The sequence below is a fragment of the Vibrio sp. V30_P3S12P165 genome (assembly GCF_009904905.1).
Taxonomy (GTDB): domain Bacteria; phylum Pseudomonadota; class Gammaproteobacteria; order Enterobacterales; family Vibrionaceae; genus Vibrio; species Vibrio fujianensis.
The window spans coordinates 39,640-65,327 of sequence record NZ_WXWH01000013.1 but is presented as its reverse complement, the minus strand read 5'-3'; the positions used below and the strand labels follow the sequence as shown (position 1 = coordinate 65,327).

The following is a 25,688-nucleotide window of genomic DNA, read 5'->3' as shown; positions in this document are numbered from 1 at the left end:
GGTGAGAGGATGAGTCACGCTTCTGACCATGAAATCAAACCTTTGTCAGGTGGAGCACTGTTTGTAGGGGCTTTGTGTCTAGCAATGGCGAATTTTTTGGCTATTTTAGATACCACCATTGCCAATGTTTCCGTTTCTACCATTGCCGGAAGTCTAGGAACTTCTGCTAGTCAAGGAACTTATGTAATTACCTCCTATGCGGTTGCTGAGGCTATTTCGGTACCATTAACGGGCTGGCTAGCTTCACGTTTTGGGTCTATCCGAGTATTTGTAACTTGTTTTCTGCTGTTTGGTGTTTTTTCACTATTGTGTGGAATGGCAAATAGCATGAGTACATTAGTTATGTTTCGGATATTTCTGGGTTTTTCCGGAGGCCCTCTTATGCCGTTATCACAAACCTTAATGATGAGAATTTTCCCGAAAAATAAGGGGCATGTTGCCATTGGTATTTGGAGTATGACTACGTTGATTGCTCCGATAATGGGGCCAATTTTAGGTGGTGTGTTGTGTGATCAATTTAGTTGGCCATATATCTTTATGGTGAAAATGCCTTTTGCAATAGGTGCTGCTTTGATTTGTTGGAAATTGTTGCAGAAGTATGAGACCAAAACCATTCGTTCTAAAATTGATAAAGTGGGGTTATTACTATTAGTGGTATGGGTGGCCGCTTTGCAATTGATGCTGGATGAAGGGAAAGATCACGATTGGTTTGAATCCTCACGAATCATTACTCTAGCGGTTGTTGCTGCAATCGGCTTTGTAGCATTTCTAATTTGGGAATTAACTGAACGGAATCCTGTTGTGGATCTCAAGGTTTTTCGACACCGAGGTTACAGTATGAGTATGGTGACTTTGTCACTTGCTTTTGGGGCTTTTTTTAGTATCTCAGTGTTAACGCCATTGTGGTTGCAAATCTATATGGGTTATACAGCGACTATTTCCGGGTATGCTACCGCCACTATGGGAATATTGGCCGTCTTTCTCGCCCCTATTATTGCTAACTTATCGTCGAAATACGATCCTCGGCCTTTTGTTTTTGCTGGGGTGATGTGGCTGGGTTTTTGGACTTTTATGCGCAGTTTTGGCATCGTAGACATGACGTTTTCACAAATTAGCTGGCCGATGTTTTTCCAAGGTGTTGGGATGCCGTTATTTTTTGTGCCATTAACTGCAATTGCGCTAGGCAGTGTCAAAATGCATGAAATGGAATCGGCAGCAGGGTTGATGAATTTTATCCGAACCTTATCTGGTGCCTTTGCCACCTCAATGATTAATACATCTTGGGAGCGAGAGTCTCGCTATGTTCATGCGGAATTATCTGGCTTAACCGATAAAGCGGGCGTGGCGAGCCAAGCGATGCAGAATGCAGGAATGAGTACTGAGCAGGCGCGATCTGCGATGGACTGGACCTTACAAAACCAGAGTGTCATGGTGGCGACTAACCAGTTATTTTTGATGATTGCGGTTATTTTTGCGGTGGCTGGATGTATGATCTGGTTTGCTCCTAAACCGAAACACGCAGTGGATACGTCAGCCGTACATTAATCATTTTTTAAGGGGATCAGTAGTCAATAGACCCACAGACCCTAGGGTGTTGACATCTTTTTAGGGTACGCTCTCGGTCGGTTGAGCGATAATCTACAAGGTGCCGGCGTGGATGTGATGGCTAACCTATTCAATAAAGAGTATTACAGCTGTTAGAACAACGTAAACTGCGGGTATGGCGCAGAGCGGAGTATTGAGCTAAAAGTGGTTTATCAATTCTAATCTCACCGTCAGTTTTTTGATTTTCTCGAATATGAACGCCCAGAATTTCTGGGCGTTATTTTTCTTAAGTTAACCCTCTCTTAACCCCTGTTTATTTACGCTAAGGTTCATCAACAGGAGTACACCACTATGATGTCATCGCATTGGCTAAGGTTATCCGCCGTGAGTTTATTGATTGCGGGGTTAATCGGCTGCGCCACCCATTCTCAGCAAACGTATCAAGCGCGAGTTTCTGAATCCCTTGAGCAACTTACGGCTTGGTCTGTTATTGATACTGAGCCTGCTATTGATATGGTTTCGATTACGGAATTAATTGATATTCCTGAATTAAAGCAATGGATTGATCGTGCTTTGGAACATAACCCTAGCCTGCAGCAAACGGCATTAGCGCTTAAAATTGCTTATGCACAAAAACAACAGAGCGCCGCAGATCAACTACCCAGTGCAGAGTTGACCTTAAGTGGAGAGAAAGAAGAGCACAACCATACTCAATACAACACGGAGTTGAGTGTAAGCTGGGAATTGGATATTTGGCAAAAAATCGCAGACGGTAAAGCAGCGGCTAGCGCCAACTTGCGTAGCCGTGCTGCGGACTACCAAGCCGCAAAAGACACCTTAGCGGCAAGCATTATGTGGCAATGGCTGATGATTAACCTTTACCAGCAGCAAGTTCATATCGAAACGCAGCGGTTAGAACTTTTGCAACGTAATGAAAAGGTGGTGACAGAGCGCTATTGTCAAGGTTTAGGTGGGCTAGAAGACCGAGATAGCGCACTAACCAATATGGAGTCTACTCGAGCGACATTAGGTGAATATCAAGAAACATTAGCGTCAGCTCGCCGAGATTTAACTACCCTATTAGGGCAGTTAGGAAGCCAAGACCCTCTTATTATTCCTGCTCAATTTCCCACGGTATTGCTTTCGTTGGCTCATTTTCCAGAGCAAGATCTGGCTCGTCGGCCTGATCTTATTGCCGCTTATGCCAACATTGAAGCACAGCAATACACCACTCAAGTGGCATATAAAGCCATGTTGCCCAGCCTGAGTTTTAGTGCGGCATTGAGTGACAGCGATCACCGCTTAAGCGATAGCTTACTGACCAGCCCTTTATGGAGCATTTTAGGCCAGTTAACAGCACCGCTATTTCAAGGTGGAAAACTTAAAGCGGAAGCAGAGATGGAAGCCTTAACGACAGAACAGGTCTTTTGGGCTTATCAGGAAACCTTATTGACGGCAGTGAATGAAGTAGAAAGCGCTTTTGGCCAGGAACAGGCGTTGGAGCGTCAGCAACAGCATTTGAGGTTAGCCCTAGACAGCGCACAGCGCAGCAGCGCTAATTATCTGGATAAATATCGCAAAGGATTGGTAGACATTCTTGAACTACTCACCATACAGCAACAAACCTACGATATCGAAATCAAACTCGCTCAAGTCACTTATAACCGATTAAGTAACCGGATTGATTTGGGATTAGCATTGGGATTAGGAGTTAAAAATGAGGATCAATAAGGTCACTTTCGGAACCACTTTACTGGCATGTGCCGTTTTTTGGGGAGTGATGGCTTACGCTCATAGTCAACTGTCCCAAATGAGTGAACCCAAAGAGAGCGGGTTGCTTCATGATACGCTTCAACCTGAGCATGATCCCGTCGTTGCCGTTTCCGTTGTCGACGTAAACATAGGGCACTATTCAGCACAAGTTCAAGGGTATGGTGAAGTGAAACCTCGTTATGCACTCAATATTACCGCTGAAGTTTCTGGACGAGTGTTGACATTAGGGCCGGGCCTTGAAAGTGGTCAGCGGGTAAAAAAAGGTGAGGTACTGGCCACTTTAGATCAAACAAAATATCACCAAGCGGTGAGTGAAGCTCAGTCTGAGTTAGCAACGGCCACCTTAAATTTCTTGGAAGAAGAGCGTCAAGGGGAACAAGCAAAACTTGAATGGCAGCGGTCGGGGTTATCTGGGGAGCTTGATTCACCATTGGTTCTTCGTCAACCGCAACGGGATCAAGCGAAAGCTGCTTTAACGAATGCACAGAAAGTGTTAGCAAAAGCTCAGTATGATCTGAAAAACACCGTGATCTATGCCCCCTTTGACGGATTAGTTGTGAGCCGAGACATTCAACTTGGCAGTTATCTGCAAGAAGGTGGACAAGTCGCCACTTTATACAGTACCGATGTGGTCGAAGTCGTTATTCCACTTTCAGAAGCGCAATGGTTGAATTTACCGATACGAAGCAATACCGAGCTGGCTCGTCACCCACAGAGCTGGTCTGTAGAGTTGCGTTATCGACAAATGGCATGGAACGGTTATGTGACTCGTGTTGAGCAACACCTTGACAGTAATACTCGCCAACGTGCATTGGTGGTAACGGTTGCTCAACCTTTGGATATCGAACCTCCGTTATATCCGGGAACCTTTGTGACCGCCATTGTGGAGGGCACTCCCCTCGAACAGAGTTGGAAATTGCCTCAGTCAGCCATTTCTCAGCAAGGGGAAATCTGGTACATCGATAGCCAAGGCAAATTAGCCAGCATCCTAGCAGAGAAACAGTTTGAATCGGGTGGTTTTGTGTATGTTAAAGCCTTTACCCATGAAAGCGTACAAATTGTTCAGCGCCCATTAAGCAGTTACCAAGTCGGTACTTTAGTGCAAGTGATCAGTGAGGTAGCATTATGAGTATGACACCTCCTCCATCGGGTATTATTGCCTGGTTTGCTCGAAATTCAGTGGCGGCCAACTTATTACTTCTATCGGTGATCGTGATGGGCGTTTTGTCACTCAGCCAGTTACGTCGAGAAGCCTTCCCGAGTATGGAACCAGATCGAGTGACGGTTTCAGTCACCTATAACAGCGGCGACCCCAAGCAAGCGGAAGAGGGAGTTGCGATTAAAATTGAAGAGGCATTGGAAAGCGTTCCGGGAATAAAACGGATTACCTCTACCTCTAACGCTGGCGGCAGTACGGTCACTATTGAGAAAACCAGTGATTATAATCTCAACACGTTACTCTCAGACATTAAAACAAAAGTGGATGGGATCAATAATTTCCCCAGTGATGCAGAAAAACCGATCATTGAAAAAGATCGTATGCAAGATCACGCCATTTGGGTTCAGCTCTATGGTAGCGTGGATAGAGCGACCTTGCAGTCGTTAGCACAAGAGTTAAAAACCGATCTTTTGCAACAACCTGCCATTCGAGATTTAGAAATCAAAGCGAGCGCTGATCCGGTTATTTCTATCGATATTGATGAAGCCAATTTACAAAGTTATAACCTAAGTTTGTCTGACGTTGAAGATAAGGTGAATGCGGAGTCATCGACACCTCTTATGACCAGTTTGCGTCATCGTGATAAAGCGGTTCGCCTGAAAGTGGCAAACCAGAGGTATGAGGCGGAAGAATTTGCTCAAATACCTCTTATTAATACTTCACAAGGTACAACACTTAAACTGGGTGAGATAGCCGTTGTTCGAGAAACATTTGATGAAGACACCTTCACATTATCTCGTTATAACCAACAAAATGGCATGTCGATTGAAATCGTGATGGACGAGTATGGTGATGTCACTCTAATTGCTGAGCAAGCAAAATCAGTCGTACAGCAATGGCGAGATCAACAATTATTGCCAGAAGAGATTTTCTTAGAGACTTGGTACGATCAAAGCCAGATGATTAATGATCGCCTCAGTTTACTGGTGAAAAATGCTATATCAGGCATCATTCTTGTCTTTTTTGTTCTGGCGCTGTTTTTAAACGTTCGAGTGGCTTTTTGGGTTGCTGCGGGCTTACCGTTTGTCTTTTTTGGCTCACTATTTTTCATGACAGGTTCGTTTGCCAACCTCACTATCAATGAGATGACGACTTTTGGTTTTATTATGGCACTTGGGATTGTTGTTGATGATGCGGTGGTGGTAGGCGAAAGCATTTATGACACTCGGCGTAACGAGGGTGACAGCCTAGATAACTCGATTAAAGGGGCCATGAAAGTCGCAATACCTACCGTGTTTGGTGTGCTGACTACCGTTGCTGCATTTATGGCGTTATCCAATGTGACAGGTGGGCTTGGGCAAATTTTTGCTCAGTTTGCTGCGGTTGTGACGGTCTGTCTATTGCTTTCCATGGTGGAATCAAAACTGATTTTACCGTCTCATCTTGCTCACCTAAATACTCATCGCAATGCAACAAAAGGTGGTTGGAGTCGAGTTCAGCGTAGCGCAGATTCAGTATTGAATTTTTTGAATTATCAGATGTACACGCCTGTTATTAAACTGTGTTTACGATTTCGTTACGCAACATTATTGCTATTTCTTAGCCTACTGATCGTGATTGCGACATTGCCTATGTCTGGAACGGTTAAAATGGCTTTCTTTCCCGATATTCCTCGTGATATCGCTTCGGCAGATATCACGATGTTAGACGATGCCAGCTTTGGGCAAACTCATCGAAATTTATTAGTGATTGAACAGGCAGCGAAAAGGGCGGATACCCATCTTCGTGCTCAGCTGGGATTACCTACTGAACAAAGCAGTATTTCCAGCCTGCAGGTATTGGCTTCATCTGATACCGAAGGCAGTGTTACGATCGCCTTCATTCACTCTCCGGGATACGACACCAATCAGTTTACAAAAATATGGAATGAGCAGATAGGTCTGCTGGAAGGCGCTAAAAGACTCAAAGTATTGGCCAGCATGGATATGGTTGATAACTTTAAAATTGAGTTAAAAGCCAGCGATGCTGAACAGGTGACGGCTGCGGGAAAGGCCGTGAAAGCTTATCTGCAAACTATACCGGGAATCAGCGGCATTGATGGCAACTTAAGCCCAGGAGTACCACAGTATCGCTTTACATTAACCGAACAAGGACGAGCTTTGGGGTTAACGACGGCACAACTTGCTGATCAAGTTCTGCATTCTTTTGGGGGTGGAGAAGTCCAAAAATTTCAGCGTAAACAAGATGAAGTCACGGTGAGTGTTCGTTATCCGGAACAAGAACGTCAAACCTTAGCAGATATCATGAATGCGAATATTCGTAGCAGTGACGGCACGGTTATCCCCCTCAGTTCGGTTGCAATGATTGATTCTGATTACCAAGCGTCAGCCATTACTCGAATTAACAATCAACGAGCGGTGTATGTGAGTGCGGTTGTGGATAAAGCCATGTTGTCACCCAGCCAAGTTGTCAATCAAGTTAAGCAACAATTTTTGGCACAGTGGCAGAAAGAGTACCCTCATTTGCGGGTTGATTTTGCCGGAGAAGCTGAGCAACAAGCGGAAACCATGCAATCGATGGAATTGATGTTTGTGGCTGCGATGATCGCCATTTACGCCTTACTAGCGATACCGTTGCGCTCTTACATTCAGCCCTTACTGATTATGATGGCCATTCCCTTTGGTATTGTCGGCGCGATTTTAGGCCATTGGGTGAATGGGTTGACCTTAAGCATTTTGTCTATGTTTGGTATTTTAGCTTTAAGTGGCGTGGTGGTGAATGATAGCTTGCTGTTGGTCAGCCGTTATAACGGTTTACAAGAAGAAGGGAAACCCATATTGGATACCATTATTGAAGCGTGTAATAGCCGACTACGTGCAATTCTTTTGACATCCATTACCACATTTTCAGGTTTGATTCCTCTGCTGAGCGAAACATCGATGCAAGCTCAGTTTTTAAAACCTGCGGCGGCTTCATTAGGGTATGGCATCATGTTCGCTACGATGATTACTTTACTGTTAATACCCGTGTTACTCTATATTCAGTATGAGATACAGAAGGGAGTCGTGGATATAGTAAAAAACGTTACGTGTAAAGTGATAGGTAAAGCATCATGCTAAAGGTTTTATTGGTTGAAGATGACCTCGATCTTGCGACGGCACTGATCGACTATATGCAATTAGAAGGAATAGAGTGTGATTTTGCCGCCGACGGTCTAGTGGGTTATAACCTGATTACATCTTATCAATACGACGTGATTATTCTGGATCTCAACTTACCGAAAATTGCAGGTTTAGAAGTGTGTCGACGTATTCGTGAACAAGGCATTGAAACACCGGTTTTGATGTTGACAGCGCGTGATACTTTGGATGATAAGCTGCAAGGTTTTCAACACGGAGCCGATGATTACTTAGTAAAACCGTTTGCTATGCAAGAGCTCATGGTGCGCATGTTGGTGTTGTCTAAACGGCGGAGCGGACAGGCTACAAAACTACGGATTGGTGAACTCGAACTCGATTTATCGCTGCGTAAAGCCTGCCGTTATGGGCAAGAGTTGAAGCTCTCACCGATCTTGATAAAAATTTTGGAATTATTGATGCGAGAATATCCGTCTGTTGTCACTCGGGAAAAAATTATTCAGATGATCTGGGGAGAAGCACAGCCAGACAGTAACAGCCTAAAAGTGCATATGTTTAAGCTACGTAAGCAGATAGACCAAGAGGGATGGCCGACGATGGTTAAGACGGTGCCAGGGTTTGGGTTCAGTATCCAACAGCAGGATAACGATGAAACTACGCCGTAGCCTGAAGATTTTCCTTATCTGTGTGATGATGGCAATGGCCAGCATCACGGTTGTCAGCTTCTCCCATTTAGCGGCAAACTATTTCGAGCAAGGATTGGATGGTGGAATGCGGATGATGATGATGGATATTGGTCGAGAGGTCGCATTAACGGGACAAAAAACAGAAATGATGATGGGGTTTCACGTTGCTCATCATTGGCAAGCCATTCCATCAGACATTGCCGCGTTATTTGAACCACTAGAACAACCGATGCAATTTGTAAAATATATCGAAAATCAGCATTGGTTTTCAGCACCTGAGCGCGCTGTGTTTTTAATGCGTTATGATCAAACGGCTGGCGACCCCCTCTACATTTATCGTGTGTTGGATGATGTTCAACGTCCTGAACTGATACAAAATCGGCCTTGGGGAGAAATTCCCCATTTTGTTCAACTGATTAGTTATGCCGTGCTTGGTATTGGTTTATTTGGTTTGTGTATGTATTTTTTAGTACAACGAGTAGCAAAACCTGTCGAGCGGCTAGCACTTTGGGCAAAACAATTAACGCCTGAACAGTTAGTGATTCCTGCGCCTGATTTTCATTATAACGAACTGAATCGCTTAGCTAAGGTGGTCAAAAACAGTCTCGTTTCAGTTGATAGTGCGCTTCGTCGAGAACAAAAATTCCTCGCTCATGCAAGTCATGAATTACGAACACCGATAGCTGTTGTTCGTAGTAATAGTGAGTTATTGATGAAACTGCTTGAAAAACAAAGTTCACCGGAAAAGCGTCAACAAGTATTGGAACGTATTTGTCGCGCTGGCGTAACAATGAGTGATCTGTGTGAAACTTTATTGTGGCTCAACCGAGGAAAAGAAACAGAGCTCCCTCTGGTGGAGGTTGACTTAGGAAGCTCAATTGAACAGATCTGCCAAGAGCTTAGCTATTTGCTTGATAATAAAAAAGTGCAGCTAGAGGTGAATATACATCATCAATCTTATCGGCTTCCTGCAACGTTATACCGAATTGTACTGAGTAATTTAATTAGAAATGCATATCAGCATACCCAATGTGGAAAAGTGGTGATTCGCCAAGAGGACGCTCAGGTTTTGATTTCAAATCGAGAAGATAGCCGCAAAAAATAGAAGATTTAGGGTTTGGCCTCGGATTAGAACTCACTAACCGAATTATTAAGCAGTATCACTGGCGGTGTGAAACGGTGAAATATTTACATGGGCGAGATGTCACTATTCATTTTTTGAAGCCATAAAAATACCCGCTCTTTAGAGCGGGTAAGGCGTAAACGCTATAGGGGGACGTATTACGCGTTGGCTTGAGCACCCAGTTTCGCTTTTTCACGCATACTAAGCAGTAGAGTAAGACCAAAAGAGGCGATAAACGCGATGATCATACCGACCACATAGTAACCAATTTTATCTGGGCTGATAGAGATAATGCCTGGCAACCCGGCGGCACCCAGTGCGTGTGCTTTAACGGTGAATAGGGTGATAAAGGCACTGGCAATCGCGGCACCACAAATCGCAGCAATAAAAGGATAACGCAGTTTTAAGTTAACCCCAAACATTGCGGGTTCAGTAATACCGAGTAACGCGGTGATACCGGAAGGAATCGCAATACCCTTCATTTTTACTTCTTTAGTGGTGAGGCCTACCGCAAGAGCGGCGGCCCCTTGAGCTACGTTTGACATCGCTGCTATTGGGAAGATGAACGTCCCCCCAGTTACGGCAATATCTGCCAGCAGTTGGGTTTCAATCGCGATAAAACTGTGGTGCATGCCTGTGATGACAAATGGCGCATAAATAAAGCCAAAGAGTGCGCCACCGATAAAGCCAGCGGATTCATACAACCAGTTCAGTCCATCACCCAATAGGAAGCCAACATCACGAGTAAGAGGGCCAACCACCGTAAAGGTCAGGAAACCGGTGATAAAAATCGCCAGCATCGGCGTTAATAAGTTGTCCAAGACCGATGGAACGATACGGCGCAGACCATTTTCAATTTTAGCTAGAATAAAGGCCGCGACTAAAACAGGCAGAACCGAACCTTGATAACCAACTTTTTGAATTTCTAAGCCAAGGATGTTCCAAACTGGAATGTCACCAGAAACGGAAGCACTGCCAAATCCCCAGCCATTGAGTAAGTCGGGGTGTACCATCAACATCCCGAGAGCGGCACCCAGGAACGGGTTACCGCCAAATTTTCGTGAAGCAGAGAAAGCCAACAGAACGGGCAAATAAACAAAAGGAGCATTAGCAAAGGTATTGATCATGCTGGCTAAATCAGCCAAGCCCGGATTGGCATCGATTAATGATTTCCCATCGATAAATAATCCTGTAGCCGTCAGGACGTTATATAACCCCATCAGTAAGCCACCGGCGACAATCGCCGGAATAATGGGCACGAAAATATCCGATAACCCTTTGACTGCCCGTTGTACTATATTCTGTTTTTGCGCACCGGCTGAAGCCACATCATTAGTGGACATTTCAGCTAAGCCCGTTAGTTTTGCCATTTCGGCATAGACTTGGTTAACGACGCCAGATCCAAATATAATTTGATATTGACCTGCGACTTTAAATTGACCTTTTACACCATCAAGTTCTTCAATGGCTTGTTCATTAATCAAAGACTCGTCTTTGACGGCTAGGCGTAATCGAGTTGCACAGTGTGCGAGCGCTTGGATGTTTGTTTTACCACCCAAGTGTTCCATAAGTTGTTTTGCTATGACTGGATAGTCCATAACTCACCCCGGTTCTTGTTACTTGTCTGTATGATAGTCTTTCGTTTGGCTAATTTTAATTTCGGGAACGTTTGCAATGTTAATTCTTGTCAATAAATCTGTGATGGTCAAAATAAAATCAAAAAATATGTGAAGAAGATCGCTAAAAGCTTAAGCAACAATGCATAAAACAAGGGTAGAATCACGCTATCAGCAAAATGGTTATCAAGTAATTTTGCAATCAATCCCAAACTGATGATGGAAAAGAGTCGCAATGGCAAGTTTACATGATGTTGCCCGCTTAGCCGGGGTATCTAAATCTACGGTATCTCGGGTGATCAATAATGAATATGGTGTCAAAGAGTCCACAAAAATCAAAGTATTAAAGGCGGTTTCTGATTGTGGTTATGTGGTCAATCAAGTGGCGAAAGATCTGAAATCACAAAAAACCAATCTGATCGGAGTGATTGTTCCTCGCGTCTCTTCCCATGCCACAGCGCAAGGTGTGGATGGATTAACTGCCATTTTTGAGCAGGCGGGTAAGCATGTTTTACTGGCTAATACTCATCAAGTGCATGCCAAGGAACTCGAATATATTCAAATCTTTAATCAAAAACGCGTCGAAGGTATTGTTTTTTATGCAACCCACCTTGATACCGCTTTGATCAAAGCGATTCAACAGTCTCCGGTGCCCGTGGTCTTAATTGGTCAAGATGGTTCACTGTATAATATTCCTAGTGTCGTTCATGATGATCAACGTGTTGGTTTTGAGGCCGGTAATCGCTTAGTCGCCGCCGGTTGTCAAAATATCGGCTTTATTGGGGTGCAAAGTGATGATGTGGCGGTAGATGTTTTACGTTCTCAAGGGCTTGAACAATCACTGGCTTTGCATCAACAAGAGTTATTGTTTCATGTGCGGGGTGACTTTTCGATTGAGTCGGGCTATCGCTTAGCTAAGCAGCAAATCGCCGCTTATCCACACTTGGATGGGCTATTTTGTGCGACCGACCGGCTAGCGGTAGGAGCGATTAAAGCATTACAAGAGCAGGGGATTGCCGTGGGTCAGCAAGTAAAAGTGCTAGGGGTTGGGAACGATGAGCTGGCCTATGTGAGTAATCCTAGTTTATCTACCTTTAACTATGCTTTTGATAAAGCAGGAGAAAATGCGGCGAAAATGCTGTTGGAGCGTATTTCTGGGCAAGGGTTAGAGATGAGCAAAGTGGTGCTAACTTTCCAAAACATTGATCGTCAAACTTGTTGATGAGTCGCATCCACTCGCATTGTTGTCAAGATAGCGAATTATCCTGACAATCAAAGAGAGGTTTCTGTGCTCTGCTTCACATTCAACTATCCTATACTTGGTTATACGACGGAAAAACTTGCCTAGTTGAGTGATGTTTTATATTTTTGGAACGTTCCCGAATTTAATGGTTAGGTAAGCATATGTCTCTTGATTCGTTGATTGATCTCGCTGGTGGTATCACCAATATACTACGTATTCTCGCTCCAAAAGGGCGGATCACGGTTGCTGTGCATGATGCTCAGCGTGTGAAACCTTTGCCCGATCACATTGTTGCTGAGTCGGTTCTAGGTGAATGGCAACTTTCGATGGTACGTGATGAAACCATTACGGATGAACACTTAGCAACGGTTGGCCGTCAGATAGCAGAGCAGCAACGTGAACAGGCGTCGGTTTACCTTCAGCCCACTTCATGCCCCTATCGCCCTCAATGGCATATTTCTCCACCACAAGGTTTATTGAATGATCCAAATGGATTTATTTACCATCAAGGGGAATATTATCTGTTTTATCAGTGGCATCCCTTTGCTTGTGAGCATAAAGATAAATATTGGGTATTGCTTAAAAGCCAAGATTTAATCCATTGGCAATGGCAGTCGATTGCCCTGACGCCATCGGATTGGTTTGATAGCCATGGGGTTTTTTCTGGTCATGCTGTTAGTGATGGTGACGATCTGTGGTTGTTTTATACCGGAAATACACGATTAGGGCATGATAGACAACGGCAGACCATGCAGTGCGTTGCCAAAGCTAACTCTGAAGGCGGTTTCACTAAGCTAGGCCCCGTTATTCGCTCTTTACCAGATGGTGTTACTGAGCATATTCGTGATCCTAAAGTGGTGTATCAACAAGGGCGTTGGCAGATGTTACTTGGTGCGCAGACCGAGACATTACAGGGGCGATTGGCGGTTTACCATTCTCCCAACTTACAAGATTGGCAATTTGATCGCTTATACGGTGAAGAATTAGCCCCTTATGGGTATATGTGGGAATGTCCGGATTGGTTTGAACTCGAAGAGCAAGCCTTCATTGTTTTTGGCCCTCAAGGGATTCGCTCTGAAAATCCTCATCATACGATTGAGCACCAAAACCGAATCTTTACTGTAGAGCAGGATGAACAAGGGCACTTTCATTTTCTACAAGGTTGGCAGTTGGATGCAGGGTTTGATTTTTACGCCCCACAAACGGCTCAAACTCCTGATGGACGACGTGTGCTCTGCGGCTGGATGGGGCTCCCTGATGAGATAGATCACCCAAGCTGTGACAATGGCTGGATACACCAATTTACAGCATTGCGCGAGCTGAGCTGGCAGCAAGGAAAAGTCATTCAACGTCCTGTTGCTGAGCTTGAGCTGTTACGGAGAAACGTTCAAACCCTGACATTAAATGAACGAGGGGTTGATGTGGCGACAAAAAGCTTCGAATTGATCCTGAACCTACCGTTGGGCGGTGAGTTACATTTAATGGAAAATGCGCAGCATAAAGTGGTGTTGTCCTTTGATGCTGACAGCAAGGTGCTTCGTTTTGATCGTAGCCAAACGGAGATTCGTCAAGGAGATACTGTCCGTGAACTCGCTTTAGAGTCAGAAGAAGTCCATTTGCAGATTTTAGCTGATCATTCCTCATTAGAAATCTTTATTAACCAAGGGGAACAGGTGATGACCGGGCGTGTTTTCACGGCGATGGATGCTACCCGTATTTCGTTGATTGGCGCTGAAGTTAGTGCACAATTTGCACAATTAAGCGCAATGAACGGTGGCTTTGCCCCTTACTAATGTGAACCTAAAATAACCTTTTTAATATAAAGGCCCCTCACATCCTGTGAGGGGCCTTTGTCATGCTTAAAGTCTTGAGCTATTAAAACCACGTTTCCATTTGGAGAGCAAACATCGTTTCACCACCTTTACCCATTGTACTGGCATCATTGGCAAGGCTAATGGCGTAGTTATCTAAATCTCGGCTCCAATCCACATAGCTAACAGCAAAACGCAGCTCTGGGCGATCAAAAAAGCCGGATGCGGTCGATAACTTTAAGGTTGGCGCTAAAGTTGCTTTGTAAAAGTTGCCACTGGCTTGTTCAACGCTATTATCTAAGTCCATATATTGATATGACCCTTCGTACACCATCTCAAAGTTTTCTGTCAACTCTTGAGCTAAGCGTATGTTAAGTGAAGCCCACTTGAATTTATCATCCTTCTTAATGCGATCTTGGCTATATTCCGCCATGAGTGCGGGAGCAAAGCGCCAATTTTCAGCAAAGCGGGTCACCCCATAACTAAAGAGACGAAGTGCTTTAGCATCATCGTTTAAATTGCCATTAGAGCCAATACCTTTTAACTCTGCGCCAAGTCCCTGACCAAGCAGTAACCCAGTTGAAGATGATCCCTCATTAAAGCCAAAGAAATCACTGCCATGATAAGCAAATAACGCATGGATCCCGTTTTCTGCCCGTTTTGTCGCTGACTCGGCGGCTATCGCTTGATCTTTATTATCTGCGGCAACCATACCGCTGATCATCACTTGCAAAGGACCGAATCGGTTATTCATGGTCGCTATGTAGTTTTCGATGTTGGTGTTGGCGCTATCAATCTCTCCAAAATCTCGCCCATAGAGAGAGAAGTTGGCTTTCCAGTTATCGGCAAGTTGAACATCATAGACCCCAGCTCCGGTACCCGAAAGGAAGACAATATCGGAATCAAAGAAATGAATATCAAAGTTATCACGGTCAAAACGCTTACCCGCCCAAACCGTAGCATTTTCAAATGCACCACTAAAAGAGGTTAAATTAGACAGCTCCGCATAGACTTGGCGTACGTTTAACTGGCTGTCATCCGCCGTCCACTCATTATTGGTTTCTACACTATCGGCCAACATGATATGAAAGCGTGCTTTAGAGCCATCATCCAATACACGATTATGGATAAGGTTAGCTTCTAAGTATTTATCGGCTTCCAGACCTAAACGGCCAATGGGGGCTCCTAAACTGCCGGCCGCGGTCATATAAGGCCCTGTTCCTGTTGCGCCGTTAAGGTCATCATTGGTTAACAATCCTGCGCGCGCATAGCCAGTAAACTCGAATTGAGAGGCAGTATTGAAGGCCTGTTGAGCGGTTTGTTCTGTGGTCATGAGGCGTGATTCCAGCTCATTAATTCGAGTTTCCAACGCCGCAATATCATTATTTGCCCATACCGCAGAGGTTGGGAGTAGGGTTGAGGCAATGGCTAGTGCTAATGTTTTCGTTTTCATTGTGCTTTTTCTCCACATGAATTGGATGATAAATCAAGAGTTTGCAAACGTTCCCGATTGATCGTTGAATTAGCGTAGAAAAATAGACCAATTTTACCCATTTTATCCTGAACAATTCGATATAAATGAGATTTACGTTATCTTTAGTTCGATATAACTGTATAAGATAAATAGGGAACGATCCCTATAAATTAATGGGAAATTTAAGCGTAATCACACAATCGCAGTTTTTTGTGATCTGATGCATTGTGTTTGATCACACTATTTCAAAGTCAAAAAGCGAACCTTCTTTTGACAAGAAAGCTCGCTAACAAAAAAGAGAAGAAAGAGGCAGTTAACGAATGAAATCAAGTAGAGCTTGCTGGGTTGGCAAAGCGGTCATCGCCCCTTTTTTCGTAGTCGCTAACGCGCCGCAGCCGTGCGCCCATAAAATCGCCGCTTCCAAATTTTGGTGCCACGGATTACTGGTGGAAAGTTGATACAATAACCCTCCCACAAAAGCATCACCAGCGCCTGTGGTATCGACAGGCTTAACTACCTTTCCTGTGACTAATTGTTGGTATTCATTCGTGACAACTAATGCGCCTTTTGCTCCTTGAGTAATCACGACAAGAGGAATATTCAGTGCTTTTAGCGCATCGAGCCCTGCATCAATGGTCTCTGTTTGGGTGAGAAGCGTGAGTTCTTCTTCTGAAAATTTCACCACATCGGCTTTGGTCACGGCCTGCATGACCACATCAATGAGTTCTGAAGGATTTTGCCAGACCTCTGCACGTAAATTAGGGTCAAAACTGACGTATCCCCCTGCTTGTTTGATGCGATCGATCGCGGCAAAGGTTGAGCTACGGCTGGGTTCATTGGCGAGTGCAATTGAGCAAACGTGTAGCCATTCACCGGGATGAAATTCAGGAATATCATTGGGCTGTAAGAACTGATCGGCACTGGGTTTTACCATAAACGTAAAACTGCGTTCACCTGTGTCATCTAAATCTACCACCACGGTAGAGGTGCGCTGCTGATCATCCAACAGCAAATATGTGCTATCCACACCTTCATTGGTGAGTGTCTGCTGCATAAATCGACCAAGAGGATCGTTCCCAACTCGACCAAAAAAAGCACTCTGTCCGCCTAAGCGGGCAATCGCAACGGCAACGTTAGCGGGTGCGCCACCGGGGCATTTTAAATAGTGTTGCTCACCATCAGGAATAAGATCGACAACCGCGTCGCCTGTGACCCATACTTTACTCATTGACTGTCTCCCACAAGAATTTTCTTTAGTGTAATGGTTGAAAAAATCTTGCAAAGTCTTTCGCTAGCGGGTCTAGTCTTTGACTTGCCAAATTGTGATCAATAAAGAACAAATGAATAAAATGGCGAGCTTTTTGATTTACTTTTCGGTATCGTTCCCAGTTTAATGAAAATTTCAAATTGTAGATTGACGAATATCAGGACTCAGCGCACACTGCACGCGTTTTGTGCTTCAGCTATTTCTCTTTGATTGGAGTTTTCATTATGTTCGTTCTTCCTCCTATGTTGGTTACCATAGGGCTGCTTTTGATCAGCAATATTTTTATGACCTTTGCTTGGTATGCGCATCTACGTGAACTGGGCCATAAACCTTGGATTGTTGCTGCATTATTGAGTTGGGGAATTGCTTTATTTGAATATCTGTTTCAAGTCCCGGCAAATCGGATTGGTTATACTGTGCTCAATTTAGGCCAGCTCAAAATTTTACAAGAGGTGATTACTTTATCGGTTTTTGTGCCGTTTGCGCTGATCTATATGAAAGAACCATTTAGGATGGACTTTGTTTGGGCGGGGCTTTGCTTGTTGGGCGCGGTCTTTTTTATTTTTCGACCACAAATTTTGGAAATCTTGACTCGTGCTATCGCGTAAAATGCGACTCCTTTCTCTCTTCCTCTGAAGTGGTTCCAATCTGTAGTGCCTGTGATTGGAACCAAAGTACCGCCGCTCTTCAATATTGCTTGAGAAGTCATGTATTGATATAGGCGCTTTGGTTATGTCCGATTAATTTTTAATTCTATTTTTGAATGAAGCAAAGTGGGGCATCCGATTTATCTTGGTGCAAGGTAGCGATTGCCTTCACAGATTCGAGCTATTAACGCGTTGATTGGTGTTTTTTGTTCGACGCACTTGGCTTCGAATGTTAATTTTTTGATCAATGTCTAAGGTCTCTATTTTAAGCATGGGCGAGACATTATGGCATATATTATCAACGATATTGCGCTGACATTAGATCATCCTTGTTTAGCCAATTTCAACTGAAGTTATACGCTGATTATTGATGTAGATTAAGAATATCATCTGCTCAAGCTACATTTTATTGGCAAGTTACTTCAATGATTGCTAATGTGCCAAGTTCTCTATTGAGTTTGGTTTATGACCTTTATTCTGGCCGTTCTAGAAACTCAATAGTGAAGTCATGGATGCAAGATAAAAACTTGGAGTTTTTCGACGATGAATAAGAATAAAATCACTCAAACCTTGTTGCTGAGCGCAAGTTTAGCAGTGGGCACCACCTCTTTTACTGCTTTCGCAGCGAATGTCCCTCCCGGAACAAAACTAGCAGAGATACAAGAAATAGTGCGAGGCAATGGGACCGAAGTGGCGACCATTGATCCGCACAAATCGCAAGGCGTTCCCGAGTCACATGTTATCCGTGATTTGTTAGAAGGGTTGGTCAATCAAGACGCAGATGGTAATGTCATTCCTGGCGTTGCTGAATCCTGGGAAACCACAGATAACCAAACGTACACTTTCCATTTACGAAAAGAAGCAAAATGGTCGAATGGTGATCCAGTCACCGCACAAGATTTTGTTTATAGTTGGCAACGCGCACTCGATCCCGCTACGGCTTCGCCTTATGCTTGGTACATGGAATACACCAAAATTAAAAATGCCAAAGAAATTGTCGCAGGAAAAAAAGACAAAAGTACACTTGCGGTAAAGGCGTTGGATGATCATACCTTAGTCGTGGAACTTGAAAAGGCGGTGCCTTATTTTGTCATGATGACCGGGCACACCACAATGACGCCAGTTCACCAAAAAACCATTGAGACATATGGTGACAACTGGACTAAGCCAGAGCATTTTGTTGGTAATGGAGCGTATGTGGTTAATCGTTGGGTGGTGAATGAACGGCTAGTTCTGACTCGTAACGAACAATATTGGGATAATGCCCATACCGTAATCAATAAAGTGACTTTTCTTCCGATTGAAAACCAAGTCGCAGAGATGAACCGCTTTTTAGCGGGTGAAATTGATATTACTTATGAATTGCCTATTGAACACTTCCGCCGGCTGAAAAAAGAGTATCCGGAATCGGTTTCTGTGGTAGGTAATTTATGTACTTATTATTATTCATTTAATACCAAGAAAAAGCCATTTGATGATGTTCGTGTACGTAAAGCGATTTCCTACGCTATTGACCGTAACATTGTCACTGATGCTATTATGGCTCAAGGCGAAAAACCTGCTTATTTCTTAACCCCTGAAATTACTGCCGGTTTCCATCCAGAATACCCTGCTTACGGAAAAATGAGCCAAAAAGAGCGTAACGCAGAAGCGGCACGCCTACTGAAAGAAGCTGGCTACGGGAAAGGAAACCCTTTGAAATTTAGCTTGCTGTATAACACTTCAGAAAACCATAAAAAAATCGCTGTCGCACTAGGTTCAATGTGGAAGAAAACACTGGGGCTTGATGTGACGCTTGAAAACCAAGAGTGGAAAACTTATCTCTCTTCAAAAGATCAAGGCGATTTTGAAGTAGCACGTGCTGGTTGGTGTGGTGATTACAATGAAGCTTCTTCGTTCTTAACTTTGATGATGAGCAATAACACAACGGGTGGTCAACATTGGGGCAATACCGATTATGACGCCATCATCATGAAAGCCTTAACATCGACTTCTGAGTCAGAACGACAAGAGAACTATGCTCAGGCCGAAGCACTGATCGCCAAAGAAATGCCGATTGCACCTATCTATCAATATGTGAAATCTCGGTTACTTTCGCCTAAAGTGGGTGGTTTCCCGTCCAATAACCCAGAAGAAAAAATTTACTCGAAAGATCTTTATATCAAAGCTGAGTAATTTTGTTGGTAACCACGAAATAACGATTGAGACACTGTATGTGCTTGCGCATACAGCGTCTACCTGTTTTCAATTGTCACAGACAGCAAGAGTGAGTTTATGTTTAAATTCATCGCAAAAAGGGTATTTGAAGCAATTCCGACCATGTTGGTGTTGATCACGATATCTTTCTTTCTTATGCGCTTTGCACCAGGAAATCCGTTTTCTAGTGAGCGTTCACTTCCGCCTGAAGTTATGGCTAATATTGAAGCTAAATATGGCTTAGATAAACCCGTCTTTGAACAATACACCACCTACCTCGTAAATGTATTACAAGGGGATTTTGGCCCCTCTTTTAAATATTTAGATTATTCGGTGAATGAACTCATTGCTGTTGCTTTACCTGTTTCGGCAAAAGTAGGATTGGTCGCGTTTATCTTTACCCTCATTATGGGGGTCAGTGTGGGAACTATCGCCGCCTTAAAACATAACACTTGGATCGATTACACCATTATGTCGACGGCGATGTTAGGGGTGGTGATGCCCTCATTCGTGTTAGCCCCAGCCCTGATTTATCTATTTTCTCTACACTGGAATTTATTTCCGGCGGGCGGATGGATGGATGGCAGCGCGAAATACTTAGTGCTTCCCGTTATAGGGATGTCTTTACTGTATGTTGCCACCTTTGCACGGATAACCCGTGGTTCCATGATTGAGACACTTAACAGTAATTTTATTCGCACAGCGCGAGCCAAAGGGTTGAGTTACCGGTACATTGTAGTGAAACATGCATTGAAACCCGCGCTTTTACCCGTGGTATCTTATATGGGGCCTGCTTTTGTCGGTATTATCACCGGTTCAGTGGTGATCGAAACGATTTTTGGCTTACCAGGTATCGGCAAACTCTTCGTCAACGCTGCGTTTAACCGAGATTATTCATTGGTGATGGGGGTAACGATTTTAATCGGTTTCCTGTTTATTTTGTTCAATGCCATTGTAGACATTTTACTCGCCATGATTGATCCGAAAATTCGCTATTAAACGACAGGGAAATAGAGCAATGTTAATAAAAAAAGATAATGTCGCGGCGATTGAAACATTTTCTGAGAATTTAGAAATAGAAGGCCGCAGTTTATGGCAAGATGCGCGTTATCGGTTTATGCGTAACAAAGCTGCAATGGTCAGTTTGGTCATTTTATCCTTAATGATTTTAGCGGTGATTATTTTACCCATGATGGCCCCTTATGCATTTGATGATACCGATTGGTATGCCATGCATGTTGCTCCTAATGCCGAGCATTGGTTTGGCACCGACAGCCTTGGACGCGACATCTATGTCCGTACCTTAATCGGTGGTCGTATCTCATTGATGGTTGGGGTGATGGGCGCGTTTGTTGCCGTATTGATTGGTACTTTGTATGGTGCAACGTCTGGCTTCATTGGTGGCAAAGTCGATCGGGTGATGATGCGTATTTTAGAAATTCTTTATGCTGTGCCCTTTATGTTTTTAGTCATTGTTTTGGTGACCTTTTTTGGCCGTAATATTATTTTGATTTTTGTGGCGATTGGTGCCATTGCGTGGCTGGATATGGCGCGTATTGTGCGAGGCCAGACGTTAAGCCTGCGGAGCAAAGAATTCATCGAGGCGGCGCATGTGTGTGGGGTGAGCCAATGGCGGATCATTACTCGGCATATTGTACCTAATGTATTAGGGATAGTGGCGGTTTATTCAACCTTGCTGATCCCCAGTATGATTTTGACCGAATCCTTCCTCTCTTTCCTTGGTCTTGGCGTACAGGAACCGATGACCAGTTGGGGCGCGTTGTTACAAGAAGGCGCGCAAACCATGGAAATTGCTATTTGGCAACTGGCGTTTCCTGCCGCATTTATGGTGGTCACTCTCTTTTGTTTTAATTATGTCGGCGACGGTTTACGCGATGCGCTGGATCCAAAAGACAGATAACCCCACAGGAATTAGATGGTAAGGAAAGAATAATGAGTTTATTAGATGTCAAAGATCTGCGGGTGGAGTTTACCACCCAAGATGGCACCGTCACTGCGGTCAATGATTTAAACTTTTCTCTGACACAAGGAGAAACATTAGGCATTGTGGGTGAGTCCGGTTCAGGAAAATCGCAGACGGTATTTGCCATTATGGGGTTGCTGGCTAAAAATGGTCGAATCTCAGGCAGCGCTAAATTTGAGGGAAAAGAAATTCTCAATTTACCCGAGCGTGAGCTGAACAGAGTGCGCGCCGAGCAAATTGCCATGATTTTTCAAGATCCAATGACTTCGTTGAACCCTTATATGAAGGTCAGCGACCAACTGATGGAAGTCTTGATGCTACATAAGGGAATGAGTAAAGCGCAAGCATTTGAAGAATCAGTCCGCATGCTTGAAGCAGTAAAAATTCCTGAAGCACGTAAACGGATTACCATGTACCCGCATGAGTTTTCAGGTGGTATGCGTCAACGAGTAATGATTGCGATGGCGCTGCTTTGTCGCCCTAAATTATTGATTGCCGATGAACCAACGACCGCTTTGGATGTGACCGTCCAGGCACAGATCATGGACTTGCTCAATGAACTGAAAAAAGAGTTTAACACCGCGATCATTATGATTACTCATGATTTAGGGGTGGTCGCAGGCTCTTGTGACAAAGTATTAGTGATGTATGCCGGAAGAACAATGGAGTATGGATCCGTTGATGATATTTTTTATCGCCCTAGCCATCCTTATGCCGAAGGATTACTTAAGGCCATTCCTCGGTTAGATACCGAAGGCGATGTACTACCGACCATACCGGGTAATCCGCCTAACTTACTGCACCTACCGACAGGCTGCCCGTATCAAGAACGCTGCCATCGAGTGATGGACCGATGTATGCGTGAAGCGCCGATCTTGACACCGTTTGCAGATGGACGTCAGCGTGCCTGTTTTTCTGATTGGGAGGCTTGGACTAAATGAGCAATCAAAAATCACTCTTATTAGATATTAAAGACTTAAAAGTCCATTTTTCTATCGCCGCCAAATCAGCGTGGCCTTGGAGTAAGCCGGCGACTTTAAAAGCCGTTGATGGGGTAAACGTTCGTTTATATGAAGGTGAAACCTTAGGTGTGGTCGGTGAATCTGGTTGTGGTAAATCAACCTTCGCGCGAGCGATTATCGGCTTGGTCGAGGCAACCGCTGGCGAGGTTGTTTGGTTAGGACAAGATCTGACTCGCTTAAATGCCGTTAAGCGCCGTCAGACCCGAAAAGACATTCAAATGATCTTCCAAGATCCGCTTGCCTCACTCAACCCAAGGATGACGGTTGGAGACATTATTGCTGAGCCTTTACAGACATTTTATCCCGAGCTGTCTAAGCAAGAAGTCAAAGATCGTGTCAAGGAAATGATGGCCAAAGTAGGCCTACTGCCCAATGTCATTAACCGCTATCCACATGAATTCTCCGGCGGCCAATGCCAACGAATTGGCATTGCACGAGCATTGATTTTAAACCCTAAAATGATCATTTGTGATGAACCCGTCTCTGCATTGGATGTATCAATTCAAGCTCAGGTGGTCAATTTATTAAAAGATCTACAACAAGAGTTAGGCTTGTCACTGGTTTTTATTGCGCATGATCTTTCCGTGGTGAAGCACATTTCTGATCGTGTTTTGGTGATGTATTTAGGCAACGCGGTAGAACTCGGAGTAGCGGAAGCCTTGTTTGCTAATCCTTTGCATCCTTACACTAAAGCATTAATGTCAGCCGTACCCATTCCTGATCCTAAAATTGAACGCAGTAAAACCATTCAAATGTTGGAAGGGGATTTACCCTCACCGATTAACCCGCCTTCAGGTTGTGTTTTCCGTACTCGTTGTCCGCAAGCGAATGACGCCTGTGCGCAAATTCGGCCCAGCATTCAAGGCGACGATCAACATGCGGTCTCTTGCCTGCAGGTTAATTTGTAATTAACCAATATACCTTCCTACTTGAAGCTGCAGGGGTGTCGGCTACGTTCGTTCACCCCAACCACATCGCCTGTCTATGCTTATGGGGATGATGAGAGCCATCTGTGGTTCTCATCAAAGGCTAGTCTACGGCTGTTCAAGTTTGTTCCAGACAAATTTGTCACTTACTTGCCGCCTAACTGCAATTCCAAATGGTTTGGGTATCGCCCTTTATGTCCCTAGCCATATAGGTTAGGGACAATGTAAATAGTAATATTTTCCTCTTGTTATTCGTATTGTTTCAGTGTTTTTCTAGCATCCTTGATATTTTTTAGTCAATTCTCAGTAAATTCGTCTCATTGTGAACTAATGCAATAAATGTAATAGCTCCACCATTAATGTGATTTATATCATTATATTTGCTGATTATATCAAGCGAATGATAAGTTAAATTAGAGTTAATGCTCTGTTTTGTCTCATGGTTGAGATTAAAGATTTAAATCAATAACTTTGATGTAATTTTCGATGGACATGCAAGTTTTGAATACTAAACTTACCCTATTGAAATGAAATTTGGTGATATTGTTCCAAATTTTCGTTTATATGATAAAAAAAGGAAAATTCCATGTTGACAAAATTATATATTAAATCTCGCTTACTGTTGGACTCTTTTGCTCACGATCAACGCGGTGTTACCGCGATTGAATACGCGATTATTGGTGTGGCAATTTCTGCGATTGTGTTAGCTGTATTTAGTGGTGATGGCCCAGATTCACTGCAAGGATCACTGAAAGCGGCATTTACAAAAATAACAACAAACATAAATAATGCTGAATAAACTGTGACAATGTTATTGCTGGTTACTCTGATTATTTTAATTCTGATAGTAATTGGAGATTTTTGTCAGCGAACGATTCACCACCATTATTTACAGGCATTGACCGTGGTAATACTTTTAGGCTGGTTGACCCAGCCTAACTGGTCAATTTTACCCTATACTCTAGTTATATTAGCTGTAGGGTGTGTGTTGTTTTACTTTCGGTTATTGGCTGCGGGAGATACTAAACTGTTGGCAGTCCTTAGTTTAGGTATTCATCCAGATTATCTACCATTAACCATAGTTGGTATCACAGTGATAGGTGGAATTATGGCTCTCGGCTACTTGCTTTATGGTCTGTGTACTGATTTAACGGTTGTATGCCAAAAAGGCATTCCTTATGGAGTGCCGATCAGTTTAGTTGGTGGTTGTGCCATTTATCTCTCCTCTTTATAAATAATTTTCTCTCACTTGGGACGGTGAAATGAATTCCAAGCTTTTAATTGCATTGGCTCTCCTTGCGATAGCCGTTGGTGGCTATGGATTATTTGCTCCAGCCACGCCTCCGCCCACTCCGTCTACTCTCGCTGTAGAGCCCCCCCCATTGCCTGTGAAACAGTGGCAAGTTTGGCTTGCTCGTCATCCATTAGAAAAAGGACAACCCATTACTCGAGCGGATCTTGAACTACGTTCAATGGATGAGCGTCAAGCGCTCGCGTTGGGAGTCAACCAAGATATCACGATAGATTTCGCGCCAGAGATGCGGATTAACCAGCCCTTGGCTCAAGGAGGGGTGGTGTGGCCAGAAATGCTATTACGGCCTAATCAAGCTGGCTATATCGATCTTATTTTAACGCCAGATCATGTTCCTTTTCCTCTGCAGGTAAAAGCGGAATCGGTCATTGGTGGCGTGATTCGACCGGGATCCTTGGTCGATGTTTTAGCGCTTGCTTCCTTAAAACAGAATTTAGCTAATGATCAAACTGTGCGCAGTTTTGAAACGGTCTCCTTAGCTCCGGTTTTGATGGGAGTCAAAGTGTTGCAAGTGAACCAACAGCAACTCATAGAAGGAAAAGGACGCGAGCAAGCAACAACGTCACAGGCCAGTGTCATTTTAGAGTTGACCCGTAAACAAGTGGCCACCTTAACCATTGCTCGGCATATTGCACAGTTAGAGATCCACCTCTCTAGTGGTCATCGTAAAGCGAGTGAGCTTTCGGCCAATGCGGGTGATGTACTCAATGACTACAAAGCCATACAAGAATATCGGGCAGATAAAGCCACGGTACGCTAAGGAACGG

Annotated in this window: 20 protein-coding genes; 17 read left to right on the top strand and 3 right to left on the bottom strand. The window is 44.0% G+C overall.

Features of this window, described 5'->3' with window-relative positions; genetic code table 11:
• The first annotated feature begins 9 nt into the window (after window positions 1-9).
• The 6 genes from vceB to CAG57_RS02860 all read left to right on the top strand — a co-directional run bounded on the left by vceB (window position 10) and on the right by CAG57_RS02860 (window position 9,405).
• Entirely contained in the window at window positions 10-1,545 is a 1,536-nt protein-coding gene (vceB, locus tag CAG57_RS02885; protein ID WP_099612613.1) for a multidrug efflux MFS transporter permease subunit VceB, read from the top strand.
• Window positions 1,546-1,896: 351 nt separating this feature from the next.
• Complete coding sequence (locus tag CAG57_RS02880; protein ID WP_161427601.1) at window positions 1,897-3,276, top strand: TolC family protein; 1,380 nt, start codon at window positions 1,897-1,899, stop codon at window positions 3,274-3,276.
• Window positions 3,263-4,447, top strand: coding sequence for an efflux RND transporter periplasmic adaptor subunit (locus CAG57_RS02875; RefSeq protein WP_161427600.1), 1,185 nt, complete (start codon window positions 3,263-3,265; stop codon window positions 4,445-4,447). Before CAG57_RS02880 ends, CAG57_RS02875 begins: the two co-directional genes overlap by 14 nt.
• Entirely contained in the window at window positions 4,444-7,596 is a 3,153-nt protein-coding gene (locus CAG57_RS02870; protein WP_161427599.1) for an efflux RND transporter permease subunit, read from the top strand. The genes CAG57_RS02875 and CAG57_RS02870 overlap by 4 nt, the downstream gene beginning before the upstream one ends.
• The gene (locus CAG57_RS02865; protein ID WP_161427598.1) at window positions 7,590-8,279 is read left to right on the top strand and encodes a response regulator transcription factor; all 690 of its coding nucleotides are present in this window, start codon (window positions 7,590-7,592) and stop codon (window positions 8,277-8,279) included. The genes CAG57_RS02870 and CAG57_RS02865 overlap by 7 nt, the downstream gene beginning before the upstream one ends.
• On the top strand, window positions 8,263-9,405 hold the full coding sequence (locus CAG57_RS02860) for a sensor histidine kinase (RefSeq protein WP_237665780.1): 1,143 nt from the start codon (window positions 8,263-8,265) through the stop codon (window positions 9,403-9,405). Before CAG57_RS02865 ends, CAG57_RS02860 begins: the two co-directional genes overlap by 17 nt.
• A 176-nt stretch (window positions 9,406-9,581) precedes the next feature.
• Here CAG57_RS02860 and CAG57_RS02855 read toward each other — a convergent pair whose 3' ends face one another.
• Entirely contained in the window at window positions 9,582-11,021 is a 1,440-nt protein-coding gene (locus CAG57_RS02855) for a sucrose-specific PTS transporter subunit IIBC (RefSeq protein ID WP_161427597.1), read from the bottom strand.
• A 253-nt stretch (window positions 11,022-11,274) separates the two neighbouring features.
• On the opposite strand from CAG57_RS02855, the gene CAG57_RS02850 reads away from it, so the two are divergent.
• A complete protein-coding gene (locus tag CAG57_RS02850) occupies window positions 11,275-12,261 on the top strand; it encodes a LacI family DNA-binding transcriptional regulator (RefSeq protein ID WP_099612609.1) in 987 nt (328 codons plus the stop codon).
• A 182-nt stretch (window positions 12,262-12,443) separates the two neighbouring features.
• Complete coding sequence (locus tag CAG57_RS02845; RefSeq protein ID WP_161427596.1) at window positions 12,444-14,075, top strand: glycoside hydrolase family 32 protein; 1,632 nt, start codon at window positions 12,444-12,446, stop codon at window positions 14,073-14,075.
• An 82-nt stretch (window positions 14,076-14,157) separates the two neighbouring features.
• On the opposite strand, the gene CAG57_RS02840 is transcribed toward CAG57_RS02845, so the two are convergent.
• Both CAG57_RS02840 and CAG57_RS02835 read right to left on the bottom strand, forming a co-directional pair.
• A complete protein-coding gene (locus CAG57_RS02840) occupies window positions 14,158-15,546 on the bottom strand; it encodes a carbohydrate porin (RefSeq protein WP_161427595.1) in 1,389 nt (462 codons plus the stop codon).
• 334 nt (window positions 15,547-15,880) lie between these two features.
• Window positions 15,881-16,795 carry an aminoimidazole riboside kinase gene (locus tag CAG57_RS02835; protein WP_161428405.1) on the bottom strand — a complete coding sequence of 305 codons (915 nt, stop codon included), beginning with the start codon at window positions 16,793-16,795 and terminating at the stop codon, window positions 15,881-15,883.
• Between the two features lie 263 nt (window positions 16,796-17,058).
• On the opposite strand from CAG57_RS02835, the gene CAG57_RS02830 reads away from it, so the two are divergent.
• The 9 genes from CAG57_RS02830 to cpaB all read left to right on the top strand — a co-directional run bounded on the left by CAG57_RS02830 (window position 17,059) and on the right by cpaB (window position 25,681).
• Window positions 17,059-17,442 carry a DMT family protein gene (locus tag CAG57_RS02830; RefSeq protein ID WP_161428406.1) on the top strand — a complete coding sequence of 128 codons (384 nt, stop codon included), beginning with the start codon at window positions 17,059-17,061 and terminating at the stop codon, window positions 17,440-17,442.
• A gap of 582 nt (window positions 17,443-18,024) precedes the next feature.
• Entirely contained in the window at window positions 18,025-19,656 is a 1,632-nt protein-coding gene (locus CAG57_RS02825; RefSeq protein ID WP_161428407.1) for an ABC transporter substrate-binding protein, read from the top strand.
• Window positions 19,657-19,755: 99 nt separating this feature from the next.
• Window positions 19,756-20,676: an oligopeptide ABC transporter permease OppB gene (oppB, locus tag CAG57_RS02820; protein ID WP_099612604.1), complete on the top strand. Its 921-nt coding sequence runs from the start codon at window positions 19,756-19,758 to the stop codon at window positions 20,674-20,676.
• Between the two features lie 19 nt (window positions 20,677-20,695).
• Window positions 20,696-21,598 (top strand): oligopeptide ABC transporter permease OppC, encoded by a 903-nt coding sequence (gene oppC / locus CAG57_RS02815; protein WP_161428408.1) that lies wholly within the window; start codon window positions 20,696-20,698, stop codon window positions 21,596-21,598.
• Between the two features lie 32 nt (window positions 21,599-21,630).
• Window positions 21,631-22,602 (top strand): ABC transporter ATP-binding protein, encoded by a 972-nt coding sequence (locus CAG57_RS02810; protein WP_161428409.1) that lies wholly within the window; start codon window positions 21,631-21,633, stop codon window positions 22,600-22,602.
• Window positions 22,599-23,591 carry a murein tripeptide/oligopeptide ABC transporter ATP binding protein OppF gene (gene oppF / locus CAG57_RS02805; RefSeq protein ID WP_161428410.1) on the top strand — a complete coding sequence of 331 codons (993 nt, stop codon included), beginning with the start codon at window positions 22,599-22,601 and terminating at the stop codon, window positions 23,589-23,591. Before CAG57_RS02810 ends, oppF begins: the two co-directional genes overlap by 4 nt.
• A 604-nt stretch (window positions 23,592-24,195) precedes the next feature.
• Window positions 24,196-24,408 (top strand): Flp family type IVb pilin, encoded by a 213-nt coding sequence (locus tag CAG57_RS02800; RefSeq protein WP_161427906.1) that lies wholly within the window; start codon window positions 24,196-24,198, stop codon window positions 24,406-24,408.
• A 9-nt stretch (window positions 24,409-24,417) separates the two neighbouring features.
• The gene (locus CAG57_RS02795) at window positions 24,418-24,843 is read left to right on the top strand and encodes a prepilin peptidase (protein WP_237665801.1); all 426 of its coding nucleotides are present in this window, start codon (window positions 24,418-24,420) and stop codon (window positions 24,841-24,843) included.
• A gap of 28 nt (window positions 24,844-24,871) precedes the next feature.
• Window positions 24,872-25,681: a Flp pilus assembly protein CpaB gene (gene cpaB / locus CAG57_RS02790; protein ID WP_161427908.1), complete on the top strand. Its 810-nt coding sequence runs from the start codon at window positions 24,872-24,874 to the stop codon at window positions 25,679-25,681.
• The last annotated feature ends 7 nt before the right edge of the window (window positions 25,682-25,688 follow it).

What these genes read in the sequence shown, in the direction of transcription:
- CAG57_RS02860 (WP_237665780.1), top strand. Translation starts at nt 8,263, where the DNA reads ATGAAACTACGCCGTAGCCTGAAGATTTTCCTTATCTGTGTGATGATG.
- CAG57_RS02825 (WP_161428407.1), top strand. Translation starts at nt 18,025, where the DNA reads ATGAATAAGAATAAAATCACTCAAACCTTGTTGCTGAGCGCAAGTTTA.
- CAG57_RS02855 (WP_161427597.1), bottom strand. Translation starts at nt 11,021, where the DNA reads ATGGACTATCCAGTCATAGCAAAACAACTTATGGAACACTTGGGTGGT.
- CAG57_RS02865 (WP_161427598.1), top strand. Translation starts at nt 7,590, where the DNA reads ATGCTAAAGGTTTTATTGGTTGAAGATGACCTCGATCTTGCGACGGCA.
- CAG57_RS02875 (WP_161427600.1), top strand. Translation starts at nt 3,263, where the DNA reads ATGAGGATCAATAAGGTCACTTTCGGAACCACTTTACTGGCATGTGCC.
- CAG57_RS02835 (WP_161428405.1), bottom strand. Translation starts at nt 16,795, where the DNA reads ATGAGTAAAGTATGGGTCACAGGCGACGCGGTTGTCGATCTTATTCCT.
- CAG57_RS02880 (WP_161427601.1), top strand. Translation starts at nt 1,897, where the DNA reads ATGATGTCATCGCATTGGCTAAGGTTATCCGCCGTGAGTTTATTGATT.
- CAG57_RS02810 (WP_161428409.1), top strand. Translation starts at nt 21,631, where the DNA reads ATGAGTTTATTAGATGTCAAAGATCTGCGGGTGGAGTTTACCACCCAA.
- CAG57_RS02800 (WP_161427906.1), top strand. Translation starts at nt 24,196, where the DNA reads ATGTTGACAAAATTATATATTAAATCTCGCTTACTGTTGGACTCTTTT.
- CAG57_RS02830 (WP_161428406.1), top strand. Translation starts at nt 17,059, where the DNA reads ATGTTCGTTCTTCCTCCTATGTTGGTTACCATAGGGCTGCTTTTGATC.
- CAG57_RS02845 (WP_161427596.1), top strand. Translation starts at nt 12,444, where the DNA reads ATGTCTCTTGATTCGTTGATTGATCTCGCTGGTGGTATCACCAATATA.
- CAG57_RS02795 (WP_237665801.1), top strand. Translation starts at nt 24,418, where the DNA reads ATGTTATTGCTGGTTACTCTGATTATTTTAATTCTGATAGTAATTGGA.
- cpaB (WP_161427908.1), top strand. Translation starts at nt 24,872, where the DNA reads ATGAATTCCAAGCTTTTAATTGCATTGGCTCTCCTTGCGATAGCCGTT.
- vceB (WP_099612613.1), top strand. Translation starts at nt 10, where the DNA reads ATGAGTCACGCTTCTGACCATGAAATCAAACCTTTGTCAGGTGGAGCA.
- oppC (WP_161428408.1), top strand. Translation starts at nt 20,696, where the DNA reads ATGTTAATAAAAAAAGATAATGTCGCGGCGATTGAAACATTTTCTGAG.
- CAG57_RS02840 (WP_161427595.1), bottom strand. Translation starts at nt 15,546, where the DNA reads ATGAAAACGAAAACATTAGCACTAGCCATTGCCTCAACCCTACTCCCA.
- CAG57_RS02870 (WP_161427599.1), top strand. Translation starts at nt 4,444, where the DNA reads ATGAGTATGACACCTCCTCCATCGGGTATTATTGCCTGGTTTGCTCGA.
- oppB (WP_099612604.1), top strand. Translation starts at nt 19,756, where the DNA reads ATGTTTAAATTCATCGCAAAAAGGGTATTTGAAGCAATTCCGACCATG.
- CAG57_RS02850 (WP_099612609.1), top strand. Translation starts at nt 11,275, where the DNA reads ATGGCAAGTTTACATGATGTTGCCCGCTTAGCCGGGGTATCTAAATCT.
- oppF (WP_161428410.1), top strand. Translation starts at nt 22,599, where the DNA reads ATGAGCAATCAAAAATCACTCTTATTAGATATTAAAGACTTAAAAGTC.